Here is a 22984-nt window from a genome sequence, read left to right on the forward strand (position 1 = left end):
GTCAGGCGCTGATCATCGTCACCACGCCGGACGTCACGATCAGCCCCACGATCGCCCGGTCGAACACCAGGCGCGGGACCCGGCCGATGAGGCGGCCGCCGAGGATGTTGCCCGCCAGGGCGGCCAGGACCAGGACCGGCAGGCGGGTGCCCAGGTCCGTGGTGTCGAACTGGCCCGCGGTGACCAGGAGGAGCAGGGACAGGCAGTTGGTCACCACGAAGTAGCCCGCCAGGTCGCCGACGAAGGTTCTCGGGGGGACTTTCGCCGAGGCCAGCAGGACGGCTGGGGGCGCGCCGTTCAGCGAAGTCGTCGTGGAGAGGTAGCCGCCCAGCAGGCCGGCGATCGTCTGCTTCGCGGGGGTTGCCGGGTGGGCGTCGCGGGTTGGGCGCAGGAGCAGGCGCAGGCCGGAGAGCACGACCACGGTGCCGGCCAGGATGCGGAGAGCGTGCGGCTGCAGCAGGTGCAGCGTGAGGGCGCCCGCGGCGGCACCGGGGAGGCTTGCGGCACCTAGGACGGCTACGCGGCGCCAGGCGATGTGGTCGCGTTCGCGGTGGAGCACGGCGAGCCGGGTGATCATCGTGGTGATCAGGTTGATCACGACCACCTGCGGCAGCGGGAGTCCGATGAGCAGCAGCAGTGGCGTGCCGACCAGGGAAGCGCCGAATCCGGTCAGGCCGCCGATGAAGCCGGCGAAGGCGACGGCTAGTGCGCCGAGGATCATGGGGCCGCCTGGTGGGGGAGCGAGCAGTCGGGGGAATGGGTCATGTGACCACCGCTTGGCCTACCAGGGCAAGGGAAAGCACCGCGAGGAGTCCCAGCACGATCCGGCGGGCGTCGCCGCGGGCGTGGCGGTACAGCCAGCTTCCGGCGGCGACTCCGGCCAGAGCCAGGGGGAGGAAGAGCGCGGTCTGCAGGAGGACGTCGCTGGTGAGGAGGCCGCCGGTGCCCGCGGTGGCGACTGTCATGGTGTCCGCGGCCAGGAAGAAGACGACCAGGCTCGCGCGGTTGACCGTCATCGGCAGCGGGGACGCCAGGTACATCAGGACGACTGGCGGGCCGCCCATGCCGCAGGCGCCGTTCAGGACCCCGAAGGCGGTGCCCATGCTCGCGCACGCGCCGCGGCCGGGCAGGCGGCGGGTTCGGCGGCTCAGGGCCAGTGCCAGTGCGGAGAGCCCGACGACCAGGCCGACGGTCAGTCTCGTGGCGCGTTCGGGCAGCGCGGCGAGGAACCAGATGCCGATGGGGAGCCCGAGGAGCGCGCCGGCCAGGAGCCAGCGGACGGAGGGGCGGTGGGCGTCGGACCAGGCCTTGGGCAGCAGGGTCACGCTGGACGCTATTTCGAGCAGGAGCGTGCTCGGGACGACGGCCGGAGGCGGCAGGACCAGGCAGAGGCAGCTGACCCACACCAGGGACGCACCGAACCCGGAGTAGCCGCGGATCAGGCCCCCGGCGAACAGAGCGGCGACGGCGAACGCCATCGCAGCTGGGGACAGTTGCCAGAAGGTCATCGGCGGCCCGGGGGAGCGAAGACCCTGGACGGGTGCGGCATCAGACCTCCACGGCGCGGGCGGATCGCTCCACTGTGCGGGACGTCTGGTCGTGGCGGTAGGTCCAGAATCGCGGCATCGGGGGGTGCCAGCCGGGAAAGCCGGGCGGCCCCGTCGAGGGGCCGCCCGGCTTTCCCGCACAGACTGAGCAGCTCAGGTCGAGGCGACTCCCGCCTCTCCCCGCGATGAGTCCGTCTCCGTCGCCGCCGCGGGAGCGGCCGGACGGCGCTTCCGGAACTGGTACGCGATCAGGATCAGCGCCAGCGTCACCGCGCTGAGCCAGAACTGCGAGCGGGTCGTCGGCAGGAACGCCATGGCCAGGATGACCGCTGCCATCAAGGCGATCGTGGCGTAGCTCAGCCACGGGAACAGCCACATCTTCAGGCTCAGCGCGCCCGGATCGGTGTTCTGCAGCCGCTTCCGCAGCCGGACCTGGGCCAGTGCGATGGCGAGGTACACGAACAGCGCGACCGCGCCGTAGGAGTTCACCAGGAACTGGAAGATCAGGTTCGGCGAGGTGTACGCGGCGATCACCGACACGTACCCGATGACAGTCCCGGCGATGATGGCCCGGCGGGGGACGCCGCTGCGGGACAGTTTGGTGAACATCTTCGGGGCGTCGCCGTTGCGCGTCAGGGCGAACAGCATCCGCGAGGACGTGTACAGCGCCGAGTTCAGGCAGGACAGCACGGCCGTCAGCACGATGGCGTTCATGATCGTCGCCACGGCGGGGATGCCCAGCACGTCCAGGACCGCCGCGTACGGGCTGACGGCGGTGTCGGGGGCGTTCCAGGCCTTGACCGCGACCACCACGAAGACCGAGCCGACGTAGAACAGGACCACGCGGAACACGATGGAGCGCATGGCCTTGGCGATCGCGCGGCGCGGTTCGGCGGACTCGGCCGCGGCGATGGTGACGATCTCGGCGCCGGTGTAGAAGCCGACGCAGGGGACGACCGCGGCCAGCACCGCGCCGATGCCCATGGGGGCGAAACCGCCGTGGGAGACCAGGTTCCCGACGCCTCCGTGCGAGCCGGGCCAGACGCCGAACAGGTACAGGGCGCCGACCACCAGGAACACGAGGATCGCGATGACCTTGATCGAGGAAAACCAGTACTCGAATTCGCCGTAGGAGCGCGCGGAGACCAGGTTGGTGGCGGTGAGCAGCAGGAGGAGGCCGAGGCTCAGCACCCACAGCGGCACGTTCGGCAGCCAGAGCTGCAGGATCCGGCCGCCGGCGACCGCTTCCACGGCCACCACGATCACGAAGAAGTACCAGTACATCCAGCCGACGGTGAAGCCGGCCCGGTTGCCCATCGCCTCCCTGGCGTAGACGTAGAACGAGCCGAGCGCGGGCCGCGCGACGGTCATTTCGGCCAGCATCCGCATGATGAGCACTGTGATCAGCCCGGCGATCAGGAACGAGACCACCGCCGCGGGCCCGGCCGACTGGATGACCACGCCGCTTCCGACGAACAGGCCGGCGCCGATCACGCCGCCGAGTGCGATCAGATTCATGTGGCGTTGCTTGAGGCCCGGTTTGAGACCGCTCTCGGCGGCTGTTTCCGGTGCAGAACCCACGTCTCCTCCTTCCGGCGGCGCCGGGGGACCTCGATGTCCCCGCGCCGGCCGCCGCCGCGATGTCGCTGAGAGCTGCTGTGTGGTTCCCGTCACCGTAGAAAGGAACAGGTCCCTTTGCGAGAGCCAGATACCACCGATGCTCTGGGACCAGAACGAGCCGGCCCCGGACAGCACGACGGGCGCCGGGTGCCCCGTGTCCTACGAGGTACCCAGCGCCCGCCGGCGCTATCCGTCAGGGCTGGATCGCCTTCTCCACGTCGGTGAGCATGCCGTCGACGCCGTGCAGGAGCTCGTCCAGCACGTCCGTGTCGGCCACCAGCGGCGGCGAGATCATGAGCATGGTCGCGCCCCGGTCGTCGCCGCGGAGGATGACCCCGGTGCGGCGGAACGACTCCGGCAGGACCTCCCGCAGGACCTGCAGCGACTCCTGGTCGGTCAGCTCGCGGCCGCCGTCGCGGTCGGCCATCAGCTCGATCGCGTAGAAGAACCCGGTGCCGCGGACGTCCTTGACGCAGCGGTGCGCGTCCTTCAGCGACTCCAGCGCGGCGTGCAGCTTCGGACCCTCGGAGAGGACGTGCTCGGGCACCTTCTCGTCGCGCATCGCGCTGATGTTGGCGACCGCGATGGCCGTCGACACCGGGTGGCCGCCCCACGTCGCGCCGTGGGTGAACACGCCGCCCTTGGGGGAGTCGTACAGCTCGGTGACCAGCTGCTCGCGCACGATCACGCCGCCGAGCGGGGCGTAGCCCGAGGTGGAGCCCTTGGCGAAGGTGATCAGGTCCGGCACCACGCCGGTGAGGCCGTGGCCGAAGAAGTGGCCGAGGCGGCCGAACGAGCAGATCACCTCGTCCGAAACGAGCAGGATGCCGTACTTGTCGCACAGCGCCCGCAGCGCCGGCCAGTAGCCCTCCGGCGGGACCAGCGCGCCCCGGCCGTTCTGGACCGGCTCGGCGAAGACCGCGGCGACCGTCTCCGGGCCTTCCTCGAGGATGACCGCCTCGATCGCGCGGACGCAGTCCAGCTGGTCGGCCGGGCCGCAGTCGCCGGTGAAGCCGAGGGTGTTCGGGACGTGCCGGATGCCCGGCAGCAGCGGGCCGAACGGCTCCTTGATCTTCGGCAGGCCGGTGACCGACAGCGCGCCCATGGTCGTTCCGTGGTAGGCCATTTCGCGGCTGATGATCTTCGTCCGCTCCGGGGCGCCCTGGCTGCGGTGGTACTGCCGGACGAACTTCAGCGCGGTCTCGACCGCCTCCGAACCGGAGTTGACGAAGAACGTGGTGCCGAGGTCGCCGGGGGCGAGGTCGGCGATGATCCGGGCGGCCTCGATCGACGGCGGGTGCGCCGAGCCCCAGTTGCTGGCGTAGGCGAGGGTGCCGACCTGGTCGGCCGCGGCCTTGGCGATGTCCGCGCGGCCGTGGCCCATGTTGACGCAGAACAGCCCGGCGAGACCGTCGAGGTGGCGGCGGCCCTCGGTGTCGATCAGATAGCTGCCCTCGCCGCGGACGAACACCGGGAATTCGCTTTGCCAGGTGTCCTTGCGCGTGAAGTGCGGCCCGAGGTGTCGGCGGGCAGTGGCCCGCAGCTCCGTGACGTTCACCTGGCGACCTCCTGTGTGTGCGAGAACGGGAATGTGTCGACGATCGCAATCTTTCTGGTCCACGCCCAGAGCCAGAAAGAGGCGGATCACTGGGGCCAGATCGGGGCCCGGACGCGAAAAACCGGCCGGGCGCGGGGCCCGGCCGGTTCGTCGGCTCGCTAGCGGGGGATTACACGTAGTCCTGGTACTTCTCCAGGAACCGCACCGGCTTCGACAGCGCGTCGCGGCGGAACGGGTCGCCCAGCTCGCGGGTGCACATGATCTCGATGACCGTGGTGCGGCCTTCGTTCATCTGCGCGTCCACGGCCTTCTTCAGCGCCGGGCCGACGTCCTCGAGCTTGTCCACGACGATGCCGTCCGCGCCCATCGCCTGCGCGATCCCGGCGAAGCTCTCGCTTTCCAGTTCTCCGGCGACGAACCGGCGGTCGTAGAAGTCGACCTGGTTCTTCTTCTCCGCGCCCCACTGGCGGTTGTGGAACACGACGGCGGTGACCGGGATGTCGTGCCGCACCGCGGTCATGATCTCGCCCATGCTCATGCCCCACGCGCCGTCGCCGGCGTACGCGATCGCCGGCCGGTCCATCGCGGCGGCCTTGGCCCCGATGATGGTCGGCAGCGCGTAACCGCAGTTGCCGAAGGACATCGGTGCGAAGAACGACCGCGGCTCCTCGAAGCGCAGGTAGCTGTGCGCCACGGAGTTGATGTTGCCGATGTCGGTGGAGACCATCACCCGCGGCGGCATGGCCTTCTCCAGCTCGCGCAGGACCTGGCGCGGGTGCAGCCAGTTGCCCTCCTCCTGCTCCTGCTCGGCGATCATGTCGAGGGAGTAGGGATCCTTCTCGTGGGTCCACGCGGAGAGTTCTTCCTCCCACGCGTCCTTCTCGGCCTTGGTGCGGTCGGCGCGCTCGCCGCGGGTGGCGTCGCAGGCGAGGGTGCGGTCGGCGAGGCGTTCGGTCAGCGCCGCGGCGGCGGCCTTCGCGTCGCCGCAGATGCCTACGGTGATCTTCTTGACCAGGCCGAGCATCTTGTGGTCCGCGTCGATCTGGATGATCTTCGCGTTCTTCGGCCAGTAGTCCATGCCGTGCTGCGGCAGGGTGCCGAACGGCCCGAGCCGGGTGCCGAGCGCGATCACCACGTCCGCCTGCGAGATGAGCTTCATCGCGGCCTTGGAGCCCTGGTAGCCGAGCGGGCCGCACCACTGCGGGTGGCTGGCCGGGAAGCTGTCGTTGTGCTGGTAGCTGTTGACGACCGGCGCGCCGAGCCGCTCGGCGAGCGCCTTGGCCTCCTCGACGCCGTCGGACATGACGACCCCGCCGCCGGAGATGATCACCGGGAACTCGGCGGTGGCCAGCAGTTCGGCCGCCTGGGCGAGGCTCTTCTCGCCGCCGGGGCCGCGGTCGAGCCGCTGCGGCTCGGGGATCTCGGTCTCGATCTCGCCGTAGAAGAAGTCGCGCGGGATGTTCAGCTGCGTCGGGCCGAGTTCCGCGTGCGCCCGGTCGAAGGCCCGCGCGGTGTACTCGGCCATCCGCTTCGGGTTGTTGACGTGCGCCTGGTACTTGGTGAACTCCTGGAACATCGGCAGCTGGTTGGCCTCCTGGAAGCCGCCGAGCCCGGTGCCCATGGTGCCCGCCTCGGGCGTGATCATCACGACCGGGCTGTGCGCCCAGAACGCCGCCGCGATCGCGGTGACGCAGTTGCTGATGCCGGGGCCGTTCTGCCCGATGACGACGCCGTGGCGCCCGCTGACCCGGGCGTAGCCGTCGGCCATGTGCGCGGCGCCCTGCTCGTGCACGACCGGGACGAGCCGGATGCCTGCCGGCGCGAAGATGTCCATCGCGTCCATGAACGCCGAGCCCATGATGCCGAAGATGTCGGTGACGCCGTTGGCCACCATCGTCTCGACGAAGGCCTCCGACGGGGTCATCTTCGCCGTTCCGCTGACGACGGTGCGGCCGTCGCCCGTCTTCCTCTCCGCCATGGTTGAACTCCTTCGACGCTGAAAGTCTTGGTTTTCGGTACGTGAGGTTCGTAAAAGCTGAACTCGATGGACCATAGGACGCCACGCGCGGGAGGTCAACCGGCAGTTGCTGGAAAACGAGACAGGATGTGCTACTTTTCGGAACGTGAGTGAGTTGCGGAAGACCAGCGCCGTGGAACTCGTGCGCGAGCCGGACGGCGCGGGCCTCGACGGAGACACCCCGACCATGCGGCTGTTCTCGCTGCTCGAGCTGATCGCGGCGAAGGACCAGCTGGTGACGCTGCAGAGCCTGGTCGAGGAGACCGGCCTGCCGAAGCCGACGCTGCACCGGATGCTGCAGCAGCTGGAAGGCGCGGGCCTGCTCGTGCGCCAGGCCGACGGGCGGCATTACGGCACCGGCGACCGGCTGCGCCGCCTCGCGGAGAACCTGCTGCTCAACGCGACGCACCACGGAGCGCGGCGCGCGGTGCTCAACCACCTGGTCGACGAGCTGGGGGAGAGCTGCAACATCACCGCGCTCTCCGGCAGCGAGATCGTCTACCTCGACCGCGTCGAGACGCCCGAGCCGCTGCGGTTCTACCTGCGGCCGGGTTCGCGCGTGCCGATCCACTGCTCGGCCAGCGGCAAGATCATTCTCTCCCAGATGAGCCCGGCGCAGCGGCGCAAGCTGCTCGCGCACGCGCCGCTCAAGCAGTACACCGCCAAGACCGTCACCGACCTCGACGCGCTGGAGGAGGAGTTCGCCCGCATCCGGCGCGACGGATTCGCCCTCGACGACGAGGAATTCCTGCCCGGGCTCGTGTGCGTGGCGGTGCTGGTCCCCAGCCGCAGCGGGCGGTCCAACCTGGCGGTGGCGGTGCAGGCCCCGGTCATGCGGCTCACCGCCGACAAGGCTTTGCAGGCGCTTCCCGCGTTGCAGCGGGCCGCCGAAGCGATCAAGGAGGTCGAGGCCGAGGGTTCGGCCGACGACGCCGACAGCATCCCGTCCTGACGGAGGTCCCCTGATGAACCCGTTGTGCGGCAACGGTCCCGACGCCCGGATCGCCGTGCGCGACGCGTTCGGCATCGATTCGAGCCTGGTCGTCCCGGCCTTTTCCGAGCCCGGCGAGCACGTGCCCGAGATCGATCCGGCCTACCGGTTCAACCCGGACGTGACGCTCGCGTTGCTGGCCGGGTTCGCGCACAACCGGCGCGTGCTCGTGCAGGGTTTGCACGGCACCGGCAAGTCCACGCACGTCGAACAGGTCGCGGCGCGGCTGAACTGGCCGTGCCTGCGGGTGAACCTCGACGGCCACATCAGCAGGCTCGACCTCGTCGGCAAGGACGCGGTGGTGCTGCGCGACGGCAAGCAGGTCACCGAATTCCGCGAAGGCATCCTGCCGTGGGCGCTGCGGCGGCCGACCGCGCTGATCCTCGACGAGTACGACGCGGGACGGCCGGACGTCATGTTCGTCATCCAGCGGCTGCTCGAACGGGACGGCAAGTTCACCCTGATCGACAGCAACACCGTGCTGCGCCCGCATCCGGGATTCCGGCTGTTCGCCACCGCCAACACCGTGGGGCTGGGCAATCTCAACGGGCTCTACCACGGCGTGCAGCGGCTCAACCACGCGCAGATCGACCGGTGGAACATCGTCGCCGCGCTGGATTACCTGGCGCCGGAAGAGGAAGCGGCGATCGTGCGGGCGCGGGTGCCGCGGACGACCGAGCAGTTCGCCGAAGCGATGGTGGCGGTCGCCGGGCTGACCCGCGAGGGGTTCCGGGCCGGTGACCTGTCCGCGCTGATGTCGCCGCGCACGGTCATCACGTGGGCGGAGAACTGCGAGATCTTCGGCGATCCGGCGCTGGCGTTCCGGTTGACCTTCCTCAACAAATGCGACGAGGCCGAACGCCCGGTCGTCGCCGAGTACTTCCAGCGCTGCTTCGACCTGGAGCTGGCCGCGGCGTGAGCACGCCCGAGACCCGGCGGCGCCAGCAAGTCGAAGAGCTGTCCGCGGCGGCGATCCGGGCGGTCAGCGGGTCGCCGGACGCGCATTTCCGGGGCGGGCGCTTGCACCGCGGCACCCGTCCGGTGCCGATGCCCGCACCGCATCTGCGTTCTGAAGACGAGGACGTGCAGTCCTTCCGCGGTGCGGCGGACGGGATGGCGCTGCACCTGAGCCGGTCGGATCGGGAGCTGCACAAGCGGTTGCGGCCCGAGGGCGGTGTCGAGCGGCTGCTGTTCGAGCTGCTGGAGCAGTTTCGGGTCGAGTCGCTGATTCCGGCTGGTTTGCCCGGCGTGACGGCGAATGTGCGGCGGCGGCACGAACGCTGGTCGCTGTCGGCGCACCACAATGGACTGACCGAGACGGCGCGCGGCGTGTTGATTTACACCGTCGCGCAGGTCGCGCGGGCGCGGATCACCGGCGAGCCGGTCGTGGAAGAGACCGAGGATCTGATCGAGGCGACCCGGGCGGCGATCGCGCCGATGCTCGGTGCGCACTTGGCCGGGCTTCGGCGGAACCGGGCCGATCAGGCGGCATTCGCTGAGCACGCGCGGGCGCTGGCCGAGGCGGTCGCCGGGTTGCTGGAGCCGGAGAAGTCCGAGGACGCCGACGACGAGGAAGACGACAGCGCGGCGTACGCGCTGCTGCTGGATTTCGACGACGAAACCGGCAGCGAGGAAGGCGGTACTGCGGGCCTCGGCGACCACAACGGACCGGTGGCGGCCGGGTCGTACCGGGTTTTCACCACCGACTACGACCGCGAGGACCGGGCGGGACCGTTGGTGCGGCCGGAATTGCTGCGCGAGTTGCGCGAACGGCTCGACGCCCGGGTGGCGAAGCAGGGCGTCAACGTGGCTCGGCTCGCGCGGGAACTCACGGCGGTGCTCGCCGAGCCGGAACGGTCCGGCTGGGACGGTGCGCAGGAGGAGGGCCAGATCGACGGCCGGGCTCTCGCGCGGTTGATCGCGACGCCCGGGGACCATCGGGTGTTCCGGGTCGAGCGGACCGAACCGGTCGCCGACGTGCTGGTCACCTTCCTGATCGACTGCTCGGGTTCGATGAAGGCGCACCGGGAAACCGCCGCGGTGCTGGTCGATCTGTTCGCTCGCGCGCTCGATCTCGCCGGGGCCAGTTGCGAAATCCTGGGCTTCACCACCGGTGCCTGGCACGGCGGCCGGGCGCGGCGGGACTGGATGCGCGCCGGGCGGCCGAAGCACCCTGGGCGGCTCAATGAGCGCCGGCACCTGGTGTTCAAGGACGCGGCGACCCCGTGGCGGCGCGCGCGGCGGGATGTCGCGGCGTTGCTCAAAGCCGATCTGTTCCGCGAAGGCATCGACGGCGAGGCGTTGGCGTGGGCGGCTGAACGGGCCCGGGCGTGCGATGTGCGGCGGCGGCTGGTTTTCGTGCTGTCGGACGGAAGCCCGATGGACGGCGCGACCGCGCTGGCCAACGAGGAGCGGTACCTCGATCGGCATCTGGTGCAGGTGGCCGACGGGCTGGAGCGGAGCGAGACGGAGGTGTACGGCATCGGGGTCGGGCTCGATCTCAGCGCGTACTACCGCCGCAGTGTGGCCCTGGACGCCGCGGAAGGCACGGGATTCCGTGCCTTCCGCGAGATCCTCGACCTGATGGCGCGCCGCTAGCCTGCCGGTTGAGCGACCGGCGGGACCGCGGCGGGTTCGTTGCGCTCCAAGGCGATCGGCGATCGCTGCTTGCCCGGAGCGAGCAGGCTCCAGCCGAAGACGATCACCAGGTTGACGCCCATCGACACCAGACCGGTGTTGAGGCCGCCGAGCGTCACGCCGGTGGCGTACAGGACGACCGCGGTCACCACGCCGACCACCATGCCGGTCGCGATCGCGGCCGTGCGCACCCGCCGGGCGAACAGGATCGCCAGCCAGCCCGGCACGACCTGGGCCAGCAGGTTGTAGGTCAGGTTCAGCACGGTGAGCATGAGCGTCGAGGCGGTCAGCGTGAGCACGGCGGCGAGCACCAGGAACACCGCCACCGCCACGACCGTCCAGCGCCGTTGTGCCGCGGGCCGGACGTTCGGGGCCAGATTGCGGCTGACCATGCCGCCGATCGCCAGCGCCGTCGCGGACAGCACCAGCACGCCGGACAACGCGGCACCGGCGGCTACCAGACCCAGAACCGGTTCCGGGAGAAGGCCTTTCGCGGTCACCATGAAGACCGTGTTCGGGTTCTTCAGCCCGGGGTGCTGCTTGAGGCCGTAGTAGGCGGCGAAGACGAGGAACGGGTAGATGAGCATGTACAGCGGCATCCACACCGTCGAACTCTTCACCGCCCGCTCGGAGCGCGCCGGGAAGACGTACGCGCCGCCGAAGCCGAGGTAGAAGACCACGCTCTGGAACAGGATCGTGGTCATCGCGAACCAGAGGTCCTGGCCGCCCATCGTGGTCTGTGCCCTGGCGAGCGCCTCCGGCCCGGTCACCCCGGAGGTCCCGCCGGCGACCAGCACCGCGGCGAGGCCGACGAGCACCACGCCGAGCAGCATGAACGCGTCCTTGAGGATCGACACGAACGCGGGGGAGCGGATGCCGGACACGGCGATGTAGGCGAACGCGATGATCCCGGCCAGGATGACGCACTGCACGGGCGTCAGTTTCAGCCCGAGGTTGCTCAGCACGACTTGCAGGCCGATGAACTGGTACTGGCCCCACGGCACGAGCGCGATCAGCATCGTCACGCAGGTGATCAGCTCCAGCGTCCGGCTGCCGTAGTGGCGGCCGAAGACGTCCGGGACGGTCATCGCGTCGTGTTTGCGCGCCGCGCGCCAGACCAGCGGGGCGAGGAAGTAGCCCAGCGAATAGGCGAGCAGGATGTAGCCGAGGAACCAGATTCCGTAGCTCGCGCCGTGCGCGTAGATGCCGCTCGGGAAGCCGATCATCGTGCCGATGCTGTACACCTCGCCGACGGCCAGGAAGTACAGCAGCCACGGCGGGAACGAACGGCCGCCGACCAGGAACTCGGAGATCCCGCCGCCGCGCGACGAACGGCCCGCCCACAGCGCGAGCAGGATCGACAGCCCCATCACGACGGCGACAATGAGAATCAGCATTACTGGTCCTCCTTCGCCGCGGGCGTGTCCGCCGGGTAGTGCTTGCGGTCGAAGAACCGCCAGCTGATCCACAGGCACAGCGTGGTCAGCGGGAAGCAGAGGAACATCCAGAAGAACACCAGCGGGAACCCGGCTACGGTCGCGGGCGAACCCGCCACCAGCGGGATTCCGCCGAGGACCGCCACCGCGGGGATGCCGAGCCCGATGCACAGGCTGGGCCAGCTCCGGATCATCGCGCACCCCCGGCGGGGACGGGATCGCGTTGCCAGACCAGCCGTCCGCCGATCACGGTGGCGTCGACGGTCAGGTCCCGGATCCGGCTCGGGTCCACTGCGGTCGGATCCTCGGACAGCACGATCAGGTCGGCGAGCTTGCCGACCTCGATGCTGCCCTTGCTCTCTTCCTCTCCGGCCAGGTACGCGGCGTCGATGGTGTACCCGCGCAGGGCGGCTTCGACGTCGATCGCCTGCTCCGGGCCGAGGAGCTGGCCGCTGCTGGTTTGCCGGGCGACGGCGCACCAGATGCCTTCCAGCGGCGGCACCGGCGTGACCGGGGTGTCGGAATGGAGTCCGAAGTGGATTCCGCGGGAGCGGGCCGACGCGAGCGGGCTGATCCGGCGAGCCCGCTCCGGGCCGAGGAAAACGTCCCGGTGCCGGTCGCCCCAGTAGTAGACGTGCTTGATGAAGAACGACGCGGCGATGCCGTTTTCGGCCATCCGGTCGAGCTGGTCCTCGCGGGCGGTCTGGCAGTGTTCGATGCGGTGGCGGCGGCCGGTGCCTTCGGGCGCGCCGAGGCGGGCGTAGCCGTCGATGATGGCGTCGATCGCGGCGTCGCCGTTGCCGTGCACGGCGACCTGCCAGCCCGCTGCGTCGAGGGCGGCGATGCGGCGGGACAGTTCGTCCGGTTCGAGCAGCATCATGCCGTGTTCGTCGGGGTCGCAGGTGTAGCCCTCGGCCAGGCAGCCGGTGCGGCCCTGGATCGAGCCGTCCGCGACGATCTTGATGCCGTTCATGGTGAAGCCGTCCGGATTGGACGGGTCCGGCGATTCCGGGGCGCCTTCGGCGAGGCCGGGCAGGAGGGTGTGGAAGAGGTAGCCGTGGATGCGGGTGCGCAGCTTTCCGGCGCTGGTGAGCATCCGGTACGCGGCGAGTTCCTGTTCGCCGCCGATGAGGCCGATTCCCGTGTCGTGGACCGAAGTCACGCCGTTGCACAGGTACTCGGCGTCGGCGAGCTGGAGCGCCGCGGCCAGTTCGTCGGGGCCTTGCGACGGCATCGCGGAGTTGACCAGGAACGCCGCGGTCTCGATGAGGAGGCCGGTCGGTTCGCCGCGTTCGTCGCGGGCGATGGCGCCGCCGGGCGGGTCGGGCGTGGCCGCGGTGATGCCGACGGCCCGCAGTGCGGCGGAATTGGCCACGCTGAAGTGTCCGGTCACGTGGGTGAGCAGGACTGGGTTCCGCGGCGAAGCCGGGTCCAGGTCGTGCCGGGTGGGGTGCCGGTTGTCGGCGAGAAGCGTGTCGTCGTAACGGAAACCCTTGATCCATTCGCCGGGGCCGAAGTCGCGCGCCGCCTGCCGGACGCGGTCGGCGATGTCGCTGATCCGGTCGTTGGGCGGGCTTCCGGCGTCGACCGGGGCGGCCAGCGCCATGCCGAAGAACGAGGGATGGTTGTGCGACTCCACGAAACCCGGGACGACGGTGCGCCCGGCCAGGTCGAGCACGGTCGTTCCGGGACCGGCGAGAGCGGCGATCGAACGGTCGTCGCCGATCTCGGCGATCCGGCCGTCGCGGGCGGCGAGCGCGGAGGCCCGCGTCCCGCCTCGGTCCAGGGTCAGCACCGTGCCCCCGAGCACCACCAGGTCGGGGGCCGGACGAGCGGATACCGCGGGTTCGCCCACGATGGGACCTCCTTGTCCACGTGTCCTGCCCCAAGACAGTGCCGGGGGAGCTGGCCTGCGAACAGGTCCAGAAAGCTGCGCGCGCATGGTGCCAGCCAGCGCGGCTGCCGGGGGTTGCCTCCCGGCGCGTGAGGAACGCAGGGTCGGTGCCGGGAGCGTGGGGGGCATTTCTGCGAGTACGTGAGGGGCACCCTGAGGGAATCTGATTCCCTCAGGGTGGCCCTCACGTACGACCCACCCCGCTCCCGCCGTCCGCGTCGGCCCCGGGAGAGGCAACCCGTCCCGCCGGTCGCTTCGACATGGGCGAGTCAGCTGTCCAGCAGCTCCCGGCACAGGTCGCCGAGCAGCCGGATGCCCGGGTCGATCGCGGACGGCGGGGTGGCGGAGAAGCCGATGCGGAAGTGGTTGCGGGGCGGGTCGTCGCCGAGGAAGAAGATGTCGCCCGGTTCGATGAGGATGCCCAGTTCCTCCGCGCGCTCCACCAGGACCCGGCAGTCCAGTTCGGACGGCCCGGTCATCCACAGGCTGACGCCGCCGGGCGGGTACGGGCCCTGCGCCCACGGCAGATACTCGGCGACCGCGGCGGTGGTGGCGGTCCACTTGCGCATCAGCTTCGTGCGGTAGCGGCGCAGGGAGCGGTGGTACTCGCCGCTTTCGATGAGCAGCGCCAGCGCCCGTTGCAGCTGGCCCGGCGGGTGGCGCAGGACGTACCGGCGGGCCTCGCGCAGCGCGCGCACCAGTTCGCGCGGCCCGACCAGGTAGCCGAGGCGCAGGCCGGGGGAGAGGAACTTGGAGAAGGTGCCGAGGTAGACGGCGTCGCCGGTGTTGTCGAGCGCCTTCAACGCCGGGGTCGGGCTGCCCTGGTAGCGGAATTCGCTGTCGTAGTCGTCTTCGACCACCACGGTGCCGGACGCGGCGGCCTGGGTGAGCAGCTGGCGGCGGCGGCCGATGCTGAGGGTCGCGTTGGTCGGGTGCTGGTGGCTCGGGGTGAGGTAGAGGAGGTCGACCCCGTCGAGCGATTCGGGCGGTTGCAGGCCGCGCGAGTCGACGTCGATCCCGGTCACGCGGGCGCCGGTGCGGAGGAAGATGTGCCGCGCGTCGAGGTAGCCGGGGTTTTCGATGGCGACGACCTGGTCCGGTCCGAGCAGCACGCGGCCGAGCAGGTCGAGGCCCTGCTGCGAGCCGACGGTGATCAGCACCTCGTCCGGGTCCGCCTCGATGCCGCGGGTGGTGAGCAGCTGGCGGCAGACCATCTCGACCAGCATCGGGTCGTCGGAGCCGACGCTGTCCTGCAGGCTGTGGAAGACGTGCGGACGGTAGAGGGCGTCGCGGAGGCAGCGCGTCCACGACCGGGCCGGGAACGCGGTGATGTCGACCTGCCCGGCGAGGAACGGGTACGGATAGCTCGCCCAGTCGGTGCGTTTCTCGATGTGCGCGACGCCGGCGTCCGGGAACCGGCGCACCCGGGCCGCCCAGTCGATCCGCGATTCGGTGTCCCGTTCCTCCACCGCGCAGTGCGGGCGCATCTCGGTGTTGACGAACAGCCCGCTGCGCTCGCGGCTTTCCACGTAGCCCTCGGCGACCAGCTCCTGGTAGGCGAGGTTGATCGTGTTGCGGGAAACGCCCAGCTCGACGGCCAGTTCCCGCGAGCTGGGCAGCCGGCGGGCCGGGTCGAACGTGCCGATGGCGATGCCGTGCTCGATCGCCCGCCGGACCTGGCGGTACAGCGGTTCGTCCGACGAGCGGTCGATCTCGATCAGCGTGCGTGGCACGTGCGTTCTCCCAAGTGGCCGGCGTGCAGCGGGGTGGGCTGAAACGTAACTCGCAGTGGCCGGTTTTCCCACCCCGCCGCGCTGCGCCGGGCAGGCTCAGGCCAGCGCGTCGGCGACGTCGGTGAACGGCAGGCCGTGCGCGACGGCGACCGGCTCGTAGGTCAGCGCCCCGGCCACGGTGTTCACGCCGCCGCGGAGTTCGGGCGTGTCCTGGACCGCGGTGCGGAGGCCCTTGTTCGCGATTTCGAGCGCGTAGGGGAGCGTGACGTTGGTGAGCGCGTGCGTGGAGGTGTGCGGGACCGCGCCCGGCATGTTGGCCACGCAGTAGAACACCGATTCGTGCACCCGGAAGGTCGGGTCGGCGTGCGTCGTCGGACGCGAGTCCTCGAAGCAGCCGCCCTGGTCGATCGAGATGTCCACGAGCACGCTGCCCGGCTTCATCCGCGAGACCGTCTCGTTGGACACCAGGCTCGGGGCCTTCGCGCCGGGGACGAGGACCGCGCCGATCACCAGGTCGGCCTCGAGCACCGCCTGCTCGATCGCGTACGAGTTCGCCGCGGCGGTGCGGATGCGGCCCTGGTACATCCGGTCGGCGGCGCGCAGCTTGTCGACGTTCTTGTCGAACAGCACGACGTCGCCCCAGGTCCCGGCCGCGACCGCGACCGCGTTCATCCCGGCGACGCCCGCGCCCAGCACGACCACGCGGGCCGGCGGCACCCCCGAGACGCCGCCGATCAGCACGCCGCGCCCGCCGTTGACGCGCATCAGGGTCTGCGCGCCGACCTGCGGGGCCAGCCGTCCGGCCACCTCGCTCATCGGGAACAGCAGCGGGAGGGAGCCGTTGGGCAGCTGGACCGTTTCGTAGGCCACCGAGGTGGTGCCCGCGTCGAGCAGGGCCTTGGTGCAGGGCTCGCTCGCGGCGAGGTGCAGGTAGGTGAACAGCAGCTGGTCCGAACGCAGCCGGTGGTACTCCTCGGCGACCGGTTCCTTGACCTTCAGCACCAGGTCCGCGGTGCCCCACACGTCGTCCGCCTGGTCGAGCAGCTTCGCGCCGGCGGCCGTGTAGTCCTCGTCGCGGATCGACGAGCCTTCGCCCGCCCCGCGTTCCACGAAGACCTCGTGGCCGGCCGAGGTGAACTCGTGTACTCCGGCCGGCGTCGCCGCCACCCGGTATTCGTGGTTCTTGACCTCGCGAGGCACACCGATCTTCATCGCCTGCTCCCATCTGCCGTGTCTGGTGCGGTCGAGAGTGCGGGACGACTGGCCACGGCGAAAGTGCCAGAAACCGCTCGGTCGACGGGTCCAGACGACGGCCCTTCTGGACCTGTCAACGGGCACTGTTCTGGCTCTGTCCCTTGGGGCCAGGGGTCGGGATCCTGCTCGGGGAGCACTGCCGTCCGCGAGGGAGTTTGCGAGATGACCATGGCCCCTCTGGCCGAGACCTGGCGGGACCGCGTCGGCGACGCCCGCCCGCGGATCGCGCTCGCCGACGGCGCCGACCCGCGCGCCGTCACCGCGGCCGCGCACCTGGCCGAGCGCGGCGAGATCGAACCGGTGCTGGTCGGGCCCGCAGACGAGATCGCTACAGCCGCCGCAGAGCTTGGCTTTTCGGTGCCTCCTTTCCTGGACACCGCGGAACTGGCCGCCGACGACGCCGTCCTCGCGCGGCTGGCTACCGCGTTCCCCGACCGGGTGGAGACAGTCCGCACCGATCCGGTCGCCCTTTCCGCCGCGCTACTCGCACTCGGCCGGGTGGACGCGTGCCTGGCAGGCGCGACCCGGCCCACCTCTGATGTCCTCCGGGCCGGCCTGCGAATCGTCGGCCTCGCTCCGGGCGTCCGGACTCTCAGCAGCTGCTTCCTGATGCTGTTGCAGGACGGCCGATCGCTCACTTTCGCCGACTGCGCCGTGGTTCCCGAGCCGGACGCGGAGGCACTGGCGGACATCGCCGTCGGCGCGGCTTCCACGCACCGGGCGCTGACCGGAACCGAGCCCGTCGTGGCGATGCTTTCCTTCAGCACGCAAGGCAGTGCCAAGCATTCCGCGGTGGACAAGGTCCGGCAGGCGACTTCGCTGGTGCGGGAACGACTGCCCGGCGTGGCGGTGGACGGCGAGTTGCAATTCGACGCCGCAGTCGTGGACGCGGTCGGGGTGGCGAAAGCGCCGCGGTCGACCGTCGCCGGGCGGGCGAATGTGCTGGTGTTCCCCAACCTTGACGCGGGGAACATCGCTTACAAGATCGCCGAACGGCTGGGCGGAGCGACCGCGCTGGGACCGATCCTGCAAGGCGTCGCGGCCCCGCTGCACGACCTGTCGCGCGGCTGCAGCGCGGCCGACATCGAGACGATGGCCCTGATCAGCGCGGTGCACGCAGTGACCGGCCGGGAAGTGGAGGGGGTCCGATGACGCGAGCGGTGGAACTGGTCGTGCTGGACATGGCAGGCACGACAGTCCGCGACGACGGCGCGGTCGAGGCAGCGTTCTCGGCGGCCCTGGAAGCAGTCGGGGTGCCCGCGGACTCGCCGGAGCGCGAGGATGTGGATGCCTACGTCCGCGACACCATGGGACAGTCGAAGATCGAGGTCTTCCGGGCGCTGTTCCCTGCGGACGGGGTGGCGGAGAAGGCGAATCAGGTTTTCGAGACTGCTTTTGCTTCGCAGGCTATCGAGGTTGCCGCGCCGCTTCCGGGTGCGGAGGAAGCGATCGACAAGTTGCGCGCGCAGGGCCGCCGGGTGTGCCTGAGCACGGGCTTCTCGGCAGCGACCCGCGATGCACTGCTGGAGCGGCTCGGGTGGACGGACCTGGCGGACCTGGTGGTGTGCCCAGCAGATGCGGGCGGGCGAGGCAGGCCGTTCCCGGACATGGTGCTGACTGCGGTGCTGCGCTTGGGAATCACCGACGTACGCGCGGTCGCGGTCGCGGGGGACACCGGCTTCGACATGCTGACCGGCCGACGAGCGGGTGCATCGGTGGCGGCAGGGGTGCTGACCGGGGCGCACGACGAGGCGACGTTGCGGGCACACGGGGCGACGCATGTGCTGGGGTCGGTGGCTGAGTTGCCTGCGGTGCTTGAACTCTAGCGAGGCGTCGCCGTATCAGGCGGGCGGCGCGACCGCAGTAGCGATCAACGCCCGTGCCGCGATCTCGATCCGTTCTTCGTCCCCGGTCACGATGCGGTCCAGGCACAGCCCTCGCAAGCCCGAGATCAGCAGGCTCGCCCGGGCCGCCGCGTCGGGTTCGGCGTAGCCCAGTTTTCGATACACCGGCACCAGCGGGTCCACCATCGCGGTGATCGCTTCTCTCGCGACGGTCAGGTAGCGCTCCGGCTGGGTCGGGGCCAGTGCGAGGACCTGGAAGAGGATGTGGATCGGCCGTTGCTGGCGGCCCCGGGTGATCGCGTGCCACAAAGCGTGCGCCGCGGCGGCGAGGGATTCCTCATCGTGCACGGAGCGGAAGAGTTCGGTGACGTCCGGGCGGCTCGCGGCGATCGCTTCGGTGATCAGGTTTTCCCTGCTGCCGAAGTAGTACAGCAGCATCCGCTTGCTCGTCCCCAGCGCTTCGCCCATCGGCGCGAGCGACAGGTCCGCCAGGCCGTGCGTCGCCAGGTAACCCACGGCCTGCTCGAGCAGTTCGGCGCGACGGCCGGTTCCGGAATCCACCCCTTGACTGTACCGATCGGTACGCCGTACCGTCCATTCGTGTACCGATCGGTACATGGGCGAGGAGGGCTGATGGCGGGCAAAGCACTCTCGGTGGCGATCGTCGGCGGCGGGATCGGCGGGCTGACGCTCGCACTCGCGTTGCGGCAGCGCGGGATCGGGGCGGAGGTCTACGAACGGTCGGCCGAACTGCGCGAGGTCGGGGCGGCGGTGGCGCTGGCCGCCAACGGGTCCCGGATCCTCGGGCGGCTGGGGTTGCGGGACGAGCTGGCCGCGTGTTCCGCGGTGCCGACGGAGCTGGTCTACCGGCATTGGCGGAGCGGGCAGCGGGTGATGGCGTATCCGGTCGGGGACAGCTACGAGGAGCGATTCGCCGGACCCTATTTCGGGGTGCACCGGGCGGACTTGCAGCGGATCCTGGCGGACGCGTGCGGGAAGGTCCATCTTGGACGGCAGGTGACCGGCGTCGGTGCGGACGGATCGCGGTATCGGCTCGAATTCGCCGACGGGACAAGCGAAACCGCCGATGTCGTGGTGGGCGCGGACGGGGTGCACTCGACGGTGCGCGAGTGGGTGGACGACGCGCCGTTCGCCCGGTACTCGGGTTCGAGCGGTTTTCGCGGGCTGGTGCCGGTGGAGCGGCTGCCGTCGTTGCCGGACGCGGGGGCGATCCAGTTCTGGATGGGGCCGGGCGGGCATCTGCTGCACTACGCGATCGGCGACGGGTCGGTGGTGAATTTCCTTGCGGTGCTGGACGAACCGGACGTGTGGCCGGGGGAGTCGTGGACCGAGGACATTCCCCGGGAGCGCATCGAGGCGGCGTTCGAGGGCTGGCATCCGGCGGTGCGCGAGATGGTCGGCGCGACGACGCTGTATCAGCGGTGGGGGTTGTTCGGCCAGCATCCGCTCAACCGCTGGCACCGCGGCGGCGTGGTCCTCCTCGGCGACGCGGCGCACGCGATGCTGCCGCACCACGGGCAGGGCGCGAACCAGACGATCGAGGACGCGGTGACGCTCGCCGAATGCCTGGCACGGGACTCACGCGACGCGGCACTCGCCCGGTACGAGAAGCTGCGGCGGCCGCGGACCCGGGCGGTGCAGCGGAGCTCGTGGGTGGCGAATGCCTTGCTGCACCTGCCGGACGGTCCGGCGGCGGAGGCTCGGGACGCCGCATTGGGGCGGATCGGGGAGACGGTGGAGTGGATCCACGCGCACGACGCGCTGGCTGCGGCGGGGCGCGGCTAAGCGGCTCCGCGAATTCCGGGGTTGGGCGGGCCGCTGCTCCGGCGGGCGGGCGCATTCATGCGGTCCCTTCGCAAGGGGCTAGGCGGCTCCCCGGATTCCGAACCGGCCGGGGGGCTAAGCGGCTCCCTTTTCCGCCAGCGCCTTGAACTCCGCGCTCGTCAGCACGTCCGCAGTGGACTGGGCGAGAACAACCAGCGTCGCCGCGTGCACTTCCGCGGCGGACATCGGGCCGTGGCCCAGGTCGGGGTGGTCGTAGGTGGCGCACGCGTCGGACAGCACTCCGGTGCGGAAGTCGCGGAACATCGCGTCGCGGATGGTGGCGTGGACGCAGTCCTCGGTGGTCACTCCGGTGGCGATCAGGGTGTCCACGCCGCGTCCGCGCAGCTGCATTTCGAAATCCGTGCCGTAGAAGGCGCTGTAACGGTGCTTGGGGATCAGCGGTTCGTCCGGGCGGCGGTCAACTTCGGAGTACAGCGCGGCGCCAGGCGTGCCCTCGATGAGCGCGGTGCCGGCGGCGATCGGCGGGTACAGGTCGGCGAACCGGCCCATGTCGGTGCCGTCGGGGCGGTGGACGTGCGCGGTGAAGAACACTGGGATGCCCGCGTCGCGGCAGAACCGGATTGTGTCGTTGAGGGCCGGGATCATCGCGCGGCCTGCCGGGGATTCCAGCGGGGCGCCGGGTGCCAGGAAGTCGTGCTGCATGTCGATGACGACCAGCGCGGTGCGGGCCGGATCGACGGTGGACAAGCGGTAACCCATGGAACGCTCCTTCCGCGGAGGTCCATGAAGTATCACGGGTTGTCGTCGGTCGTCAAGAAAGCGACAGAGCGCGTCAGGCGTCTTCGATCTGCGCGGCGACGGTGTGCAGGGACTCGATCAGCGCCTGGGTGGCCGGGTTCAGCCGCCGGCCGGCGGCGAGGGTCAGGCCGACGCTGTGGCCGATGTTCTCCAGCGGCGTCGGCAGCGTGACCAGCCGCGGGTCGTCCATGCCGAGCAGGCCGGGGAGCGCGGCGACCATGGCGGTTTCGGTGAGCAGCTGCCGCACAGTCAGGAACGACGTCGCTTCGACGCGGTTGGCGGGCAGGTCCAGGCCGTGCTGGGCGAAGAGGCTTTCCAGCTCCTGGCGCAGCATCGTCTCGGTGCCGGGCACGATCCACGGGAACCCCGCCAGATCCTCCAGCGAGACGCTCCCGCGCGCGGCGAGCGGGTGGTGCGCCCCGGCGACGACGCGGATCGACTCCTGGTACAGCGCCCGCCGCCGGGTGTCTTCGGTGCCGGGGCCGCTCAGCCTGCCGACGATGACGTCCACCCGGCCCGCGGTCAGCTCCACCAGCAGCGACTCCGGCGTTCCCTCCCGGACGACGACCGTGACCAGCGGATGGTCTTCCTTCAGATGCGCGATGGCCCGCGGCAGCAACAGGTTCGAACCCGCGAGATGGATGCCCGCGACGACCCGGCCGCGGGTCGCGTCGGCGATCTCCACGACGTGCCGCGCCGCGTGGGTGAGCTGGGCGAGCACGGCGCGCGCGTGTTCGGTGAACGCGGTCCCGAACTCGGTCGGCGTGATCCCGCGCGGCCCGCGTTCGTAGAGCGGCACGCCGAGGATCGCTTCGAGATCGTGCAGGCCGCGCGTGACGACCGGCTGCGTGACGTGCAGCGCGGCCGCCGCGCCGACGACGCTGCCCTGCTCGGTCAGGGTGTCCACCAGCACGAGGTGCCTGAGCTTGAGGCGGCCGTCGAGCAGGCGGGGCATCTCCATTCCGGCGACATTACTGTCCGGCTCGGCTTCCGGCGTCACGAGAGGGCGAGCCGGATCAGGGCCTGGCCGAGCGCCGAGGCGGGGTCGGCCAGGTCGAGGAAGACGTCGAAGTGGTTCCGGCCGGGCACGACGGTCAACGAACCGGCGGCAGGCCAGTGTGCGTGGAAAGCCTTGCTCTGCCGATGGAATCCCGCGGCTTCGTGTTCCGCGACCGCCACGTGCAACGGCACGGGGCCTGGCGGCGCGAGGATCGGGCTGAGCGCCTCTGCACGGGTCGGGTCGAGGGACAGCCACGCGTTGGCGAACGAATCGACCAACGGGCGGAGGTCGAAGAGCCCGCTGATCGCCATCGCGCCTTTGACGACGTCCTCCGGCAGCCCGGCGGCGCGCTGCCATCCGGCGACGGCGGTCATCGCCGCCAGATGCCCGCCGGCCGAGCTGCCCACGACGTGGATGCGGTCCGGGTCGAGGCCGTGCGCGGCGCCGTGGTGGTGCACCCACGCGACCGCGGCGCGGACCTGGCGCACGATCTCCTCCAGTGGCGCCGCGGGAGCGAGCGTGTAGTCCGGCACGACAGTGGCGACTCCGGCGTCAGCCAGCATTCGCGCTGGGAACGCGGTGTCGTGGCGCGAGAGCATCCGCCAGTAGCCGCCGTGGATGGCGAGAACGACGGGGCGCAGCTGCCCGGGGGAGATGCCCCAGACGTCGAGCCGTTCGGCGCTGAGCGGGTCGAAAGCCAGGTCGCGAACGCCTGCCAGACCGGCGGTCGCGGATTCGGAGGCGGAGCGGTAGCGGGCCATCACGGCGTCGAACTCGGCCTCGGTCACCGTGCCCTGCGCGCTGTAGTCCCGATCGACGTTCGGATGGTTCACGGGACCCATCCTTCGC

General features: G+C 70.5%; 20 protein-coding genes. 6 read left to right on the plus strand and 14 right to left on the minus strand.

The annotated features are described in order from the left end of the window. Position 1: 1 nt before the first annotated feature. The 5 genes from PUT80_RS11640 to xsc all read right to left on the minus strand — a co-directional run bounded on the left by PUT80_RS11640 (position 2) and on the right by xsc (position 6703). Positions 2 to 721 carry a sulfite exporter TauE/SafE family protein gene (locus PUT80_RS11640; protein WP_134666216.1) on the minus strand — a complete coding sequence of 240 codons (720 nt, stop codon included), beginning with the start codon at positions 719 to 721 and terminating at the stop codon, positions 2 to 4. Between the two features lie 40 nt (positions 722 to 761). Continuing rightward, a complete protein-coding gene (locus PUT80_RS11645) occupies positions 762 to 1508 on the minus strand; it encodes a sulfite exporter TauE/SafE family protein (RefSeq protein WP_037814389.1) in 747 nt (248 codons plus the stop codon). Between the two features lie 192 nt (positions 1509 to 1700). Next, positions 1701 to 3065 (minus strand): amino acid permease, encoded by a 1365-nt coding sequence (locus tag PUT80_RS11650; RefSeq protein WP_051729058.1) that lies wholly within the window; start codon positions 3063 to 3065, stop codon positions 1701 to 1703. A 295-nt stretch (positions 3066 to 3360) separates the two neighbouring features. Beyond that, positions 3361 to 4725, minus strand: coding sequence for an aspartate aminotransferase family protein (locus PUT80_RS11655; RefSeq protein ID WP_037814387.1), 1365 nt, complete (start codon positions 4723 to 4725; stop codon positions 3361 to 3363). Positions 4726 to 4894: 169 nt separating this feature from the next. Beyond that, positions 4895 to 6703, minus strand: a complete 1809-nt coding sequence (gene xsc / locus PUT80_RS11660) for a sulfoacetaldehyde acetyltransferase (RefSeq protein ID WP_037814386.1) — start codon at positions 6701 to 6703, stop codon at positions 4895 to 4897. A 145-nt stretch (positions 6704 to 6848) separates the two neighbouring features. Here xsc and PUT80_RS11665 point away from each other — a divergent pair, with 145 nt between their 5' ends. The 3 genes from PUT80_RS11665 to PUT80_RS11675 are packed head-to-tail and all read left to right on the plus strand — an operon-like array spanning position 6849 to position 10331. After that, the gene (locus tag PUT80_RS11665) at positions 6849 to 7694 is read left to right on the plus strand and encodes an IclR family transcriptional regulator (protein WP_037814385.1); all 846 of its coding nucleotides are present in this window, start codon (positions 6849 to 6851) and stop codon (positions 7692 to 7694) included. A 13-nt stretch (positions 7695 to 7707) separates the two neighbouring features. Further along, a complete protein-coding gene (locus tag PUT80_RS11670; protein WP_037814384.1) occupies positions 7708 to 8652 on the plus strand; it encodes an AAA family ATPase in 945 nt (314 codons plus the stop codon). Next, on the plus strand, positions 8649 to 10331 hold the full coding sequence (locus PUT80_RS11675; RefSeq protein ID WP_275291921.1) for a cobalt chelatase: 1683 nt from the start codon (positions 8649 to 8651) through the stop codon (positions 10329 to 10331). The genes PUT80_RS11670 and PUT80_RS11675 overlap by 4 nt, the downstream gene beginning before the upstream one ends. Here PUT80_RS11675 and PUT80_RS11680 read toward each other — a convergent pair. The 5 genes from PUT80_RS11680 to ald form a co-directional block, all read right to left on the minus strand. After that, positions 10328 to 11767, minus strand: coding sequence for a sodium:solute symporter family protein (locus PUT80_RS11680; RefSeq protein WP_275291922.1), 1440 nt, complete (start codon positions 11765 to 11767; stop codon positions 10328 to 10330). The genes PUT80_RS11675 and PUT80_RS11680 overlap by 4 nt on opposite strands. Further along, entirely contained in the window at positions 11767 to 12000 is a 234-nt protein-coding gene (locus tag PUT80_RS11685; RefSeq protein ID WP_037814381.1) for a DUF3311 domain-containing protein, read from the minus strand. Before PUT80_RS11685 ends, PUT80_RS11680 begins: the two co-directional genes overlap by 1 nt. After that, positions 11997 to 13661: an amidohydrolase gene (locus tag PUT80_RS11690; RefSeq protein WP_275291923.1), complete on the minus strand. Its 1665-nt coding sequence runs from the start codon at positions 13659 to 13661 to the stop codon at positions 11997 to 11999. The genes PUT80_RS11685 and PUT80_RS11690 overlap by 4 nt, the downstream gene beginning before the upstream one ends. A gap of 308 nt (positions 13662 to 13969) precedes the next feature. Beyond that, positions 13970 to 15433 (minus strand): PLP-dependent aminotransferase family protein, encoded by a 1464-nt coding sequence (locus PUT80_RS11695; RefSeq protein ID WP_037814380.1) that lies wholly within the window; start codon positions 15431 to 15433, stop codon positions 13970 to 13972. A gap of 96 nt (positions 15434 to 15529) precedes the next feature. Then, positions 15530 to 16645 carry an alanine dehydrogenase gene (ald, locus tag PUT80_RS11700; RefSeq protein WP_037814379.1) on the minus strand — a complete coding sequence of 372 codons (1116 nt, stop codon included), beginning with the start codon at positions 16643 to 16645 and terminating at the stop codon, positions 15530 to 15532. Positions 16646 to 16849: 204 nt separating this feature from the next. On the opposite strand from ald, the gene PUT80_RS11705 reads away from it, so the two are divergent. Both PUT80_RS11705 and PUT80_RS11710 read left to right on the plus strand, forming a co-directional pair. After that, positions 16850 to 17839 carry a phosphotransacetylase gene (locus tag PUT80_RS11705; RefSeq protein ID WP_037814378.1) on the plus strand — a complete coding sequence of 330 codons (990 nt, stop codon included), beginning with the start codon at positions 16850 to 16852 and terminating at the stop codon, positions 17837 to 17839. Then, the gene (locus PUT80_RS11710; protein ID WP_037814377.1) at positions 17836 to 18513 is read left to right on the plus strand and encodes a phosphonatase-like hydrolase; all 678 of its coding nucleotides are present in this window, start codon (positions 17836 to 17838) and stop codon (positions 18511 to 18513) included. The genes PUT80_RS11705 and PUT80_RS11710 overlap by 4 nt, the downstream gene beginning before the upstream one ends. Positions 18514 to 18528: 15 nt before the next feature. On the opposite strand, the gene PUT80_RS11715 is transcribed toward PUT80_RS11710, so the two are convergent. After that, complete coding sequence (locus PUT80_RS11715; RefSeq protein ID WP_037814375.1) at positions 18529 to 19092, minus strand: TetR family transcriptional regulator; 564 nt, start codon at positions 19090 to 19092, stop codon at positions 18529 to 18531. 72 nt (positions 19093 to 19164) lie between these two features. Here PUT80_RS11715 and PUT80_RS11720 point away from each other — a divergent pair, with 72 nt between their 5' ends. Beyond that, the gene (locus tag PUT80_RS11720) at positions 19165 to 20337 is read left to right on the plus strand and encodes an FAD-dependent monooxygenase (RefSeq protein ID WP_037814374.1); all 1173 of its coding nucleotides are present in this window, start codon (positions 19165 to 19167) and stop codon (positions 20335 to 20337) included. Positions 20338 to 20451: 114 nt separating this feature from the next. Here the strand turns inward: PUT80_RS11720 and PUT80_RS11725 are convergent, their stop codons facing one another. The 3 genes from PUT80_RS11725 to PUT80_RS11735 all read right to left on the minus strand — a co-directional run bounded on the left by PUT80_RS11725 (position 20452) and on the right by PUT80_RS11735 (position 22968). Then, positions 20452 to 21096, minus strand: a complete 645-nt coding sequence (locus PUT80_RS11725) for a cysteine hydrolase (protein WP_037814372.1) — start codon at positions 21094 to 21096, stop codon at positions 20452 to 20454. A 73-nt stretch (positions 21097 to 21169) separates the two neighbouring features. Beyond that, positions 21170 to 22096, minus strand: coding sequence for a LysR substrate-binding domain-containing protein (locus PUT80_RS11730; protein ID WP_037814371.1), 927 nt, complete (start codon positions 22094 to 22096; stop codon positions 21170 to 21172). Between the two features lie 35 nt (positions 22097 to 22131). After that, entirely contained in the window at positions 22132 to 22968 is an 837-nt protein-coding gene (locus tag PUT80_RS11735) for an alpha/beta hydrolase (RefSeq protein ID WP_275291924.1), read from the minus strand. Between the last annotated feature and the right edge of the window lie 16 nt (positions 22969 to 22984).

Source organism: Amycolatopsis sp. La24, assembly GCF_029087445.1.
In the GTDB taxonomy this organism is placed as follows: Bacteria; Actinomycetota; Actinomycetes; order Mycobacteriales; family Pseudonocardiaceae; genus Amycolatopsis; species Amycolatopsis nivea.

Excerpts from the sequence above, each read along its gene's own strand:
- PUT80_RS11640 (WP_134666216.1), bottom strand. The coding sequence starts at position 721 with ATGATCCTCGGCGCACTAGCCGTCGCCTTCGCCGGCTTCATCGGCGGC.
- PUT80_RS11645 (WP_037814389.1), bottom strand. The coding sequence starts at position 1,508 with ATGACCTTCTGGCAACTGTCCCCAGCTGCGATGGCGTTCGCCGTCGCC.
- PUT80_RS11650 (WP_051729058.1), bottom strand. The coding sequence starts at position 3,065 with ATGAATCTGATCGCACTCGGCGGCGTGATCGGCGCCGGCCTGTTCGTC.
- xsc (WP_037814386.1), bottom strand. The coding sequence starts at position 6,703 with ATGGCGGAGAGGAAGACGGGCGACGGCCGCACCGTCGTCAGCGGAACG.
- PUT80_RS11670 (WP_037814384.1), top strand. The coding sequence starts at position 7,708 with ATGAACCCGTTGTGCGGCAACGGTCCCGACGCCCGGATCGCCGTGCGC.
- PUT80_RS11680 (WP_275291922.1), bottom strand. The coding sequence starts at position 11,767 with ATGCTGATTCTCATTGTCGCCGTCGTGATGGGGCTGTCGATCCTGCTC.
- PUT80_RS11685 (WP_037814381.1), bottom strand. The coding sequence starts at position 12,000 with ATGATCCGGAGCTGGCCCAGCCTGTGCATCGGGCTCGGCATCCCCGCG.
- ald (WP_037814379.1), bottom strand. The coding sequence starts at position 16,645 with ATGAAGATCGGTGTGCCTCGCGAGGTCAAGAACCACGAATACCGGGTG.
- PUT80_RS11705 (WP_037814378.1), top strand. The coding sequence starts at position 16,850 with ATGACCATGGCCCCTCTGGCCGAGACCTGGCGGGACCGCGTCGGCGAC.
- PUT80_RS11710 (WP_037814377.1), top strand. The coding sequence starts at position 17,836 with ATGACGCGAGCGGTGGAACTGGTCGTGCTGGACATGGCAGGCACGACA.
- PUT80_RS11720 (WP_037814374.1), top strand. The coding sequence starts at position 19,165 with ATGGCGGGCAAAGCACTCTCGGTGGCGATCGTCGGCGGCGGGATCGGC.
- PUT80_RS11725 (WP_037814372.1), bottom strand. The coding sequence starts at position 21,096 with ATGGGTTACCGCTTGTCCACCGTCGATCCGGCCCGCACCGCGCTGGTC.
- PUT80_RS11730 (WP_037814371.1), bottom strand. The coding sequence starts at position 22,096 with ATGGAGATGCCCCGCCTGCTCGACGGCCGCCTCAAGCTCAGGCACCTC.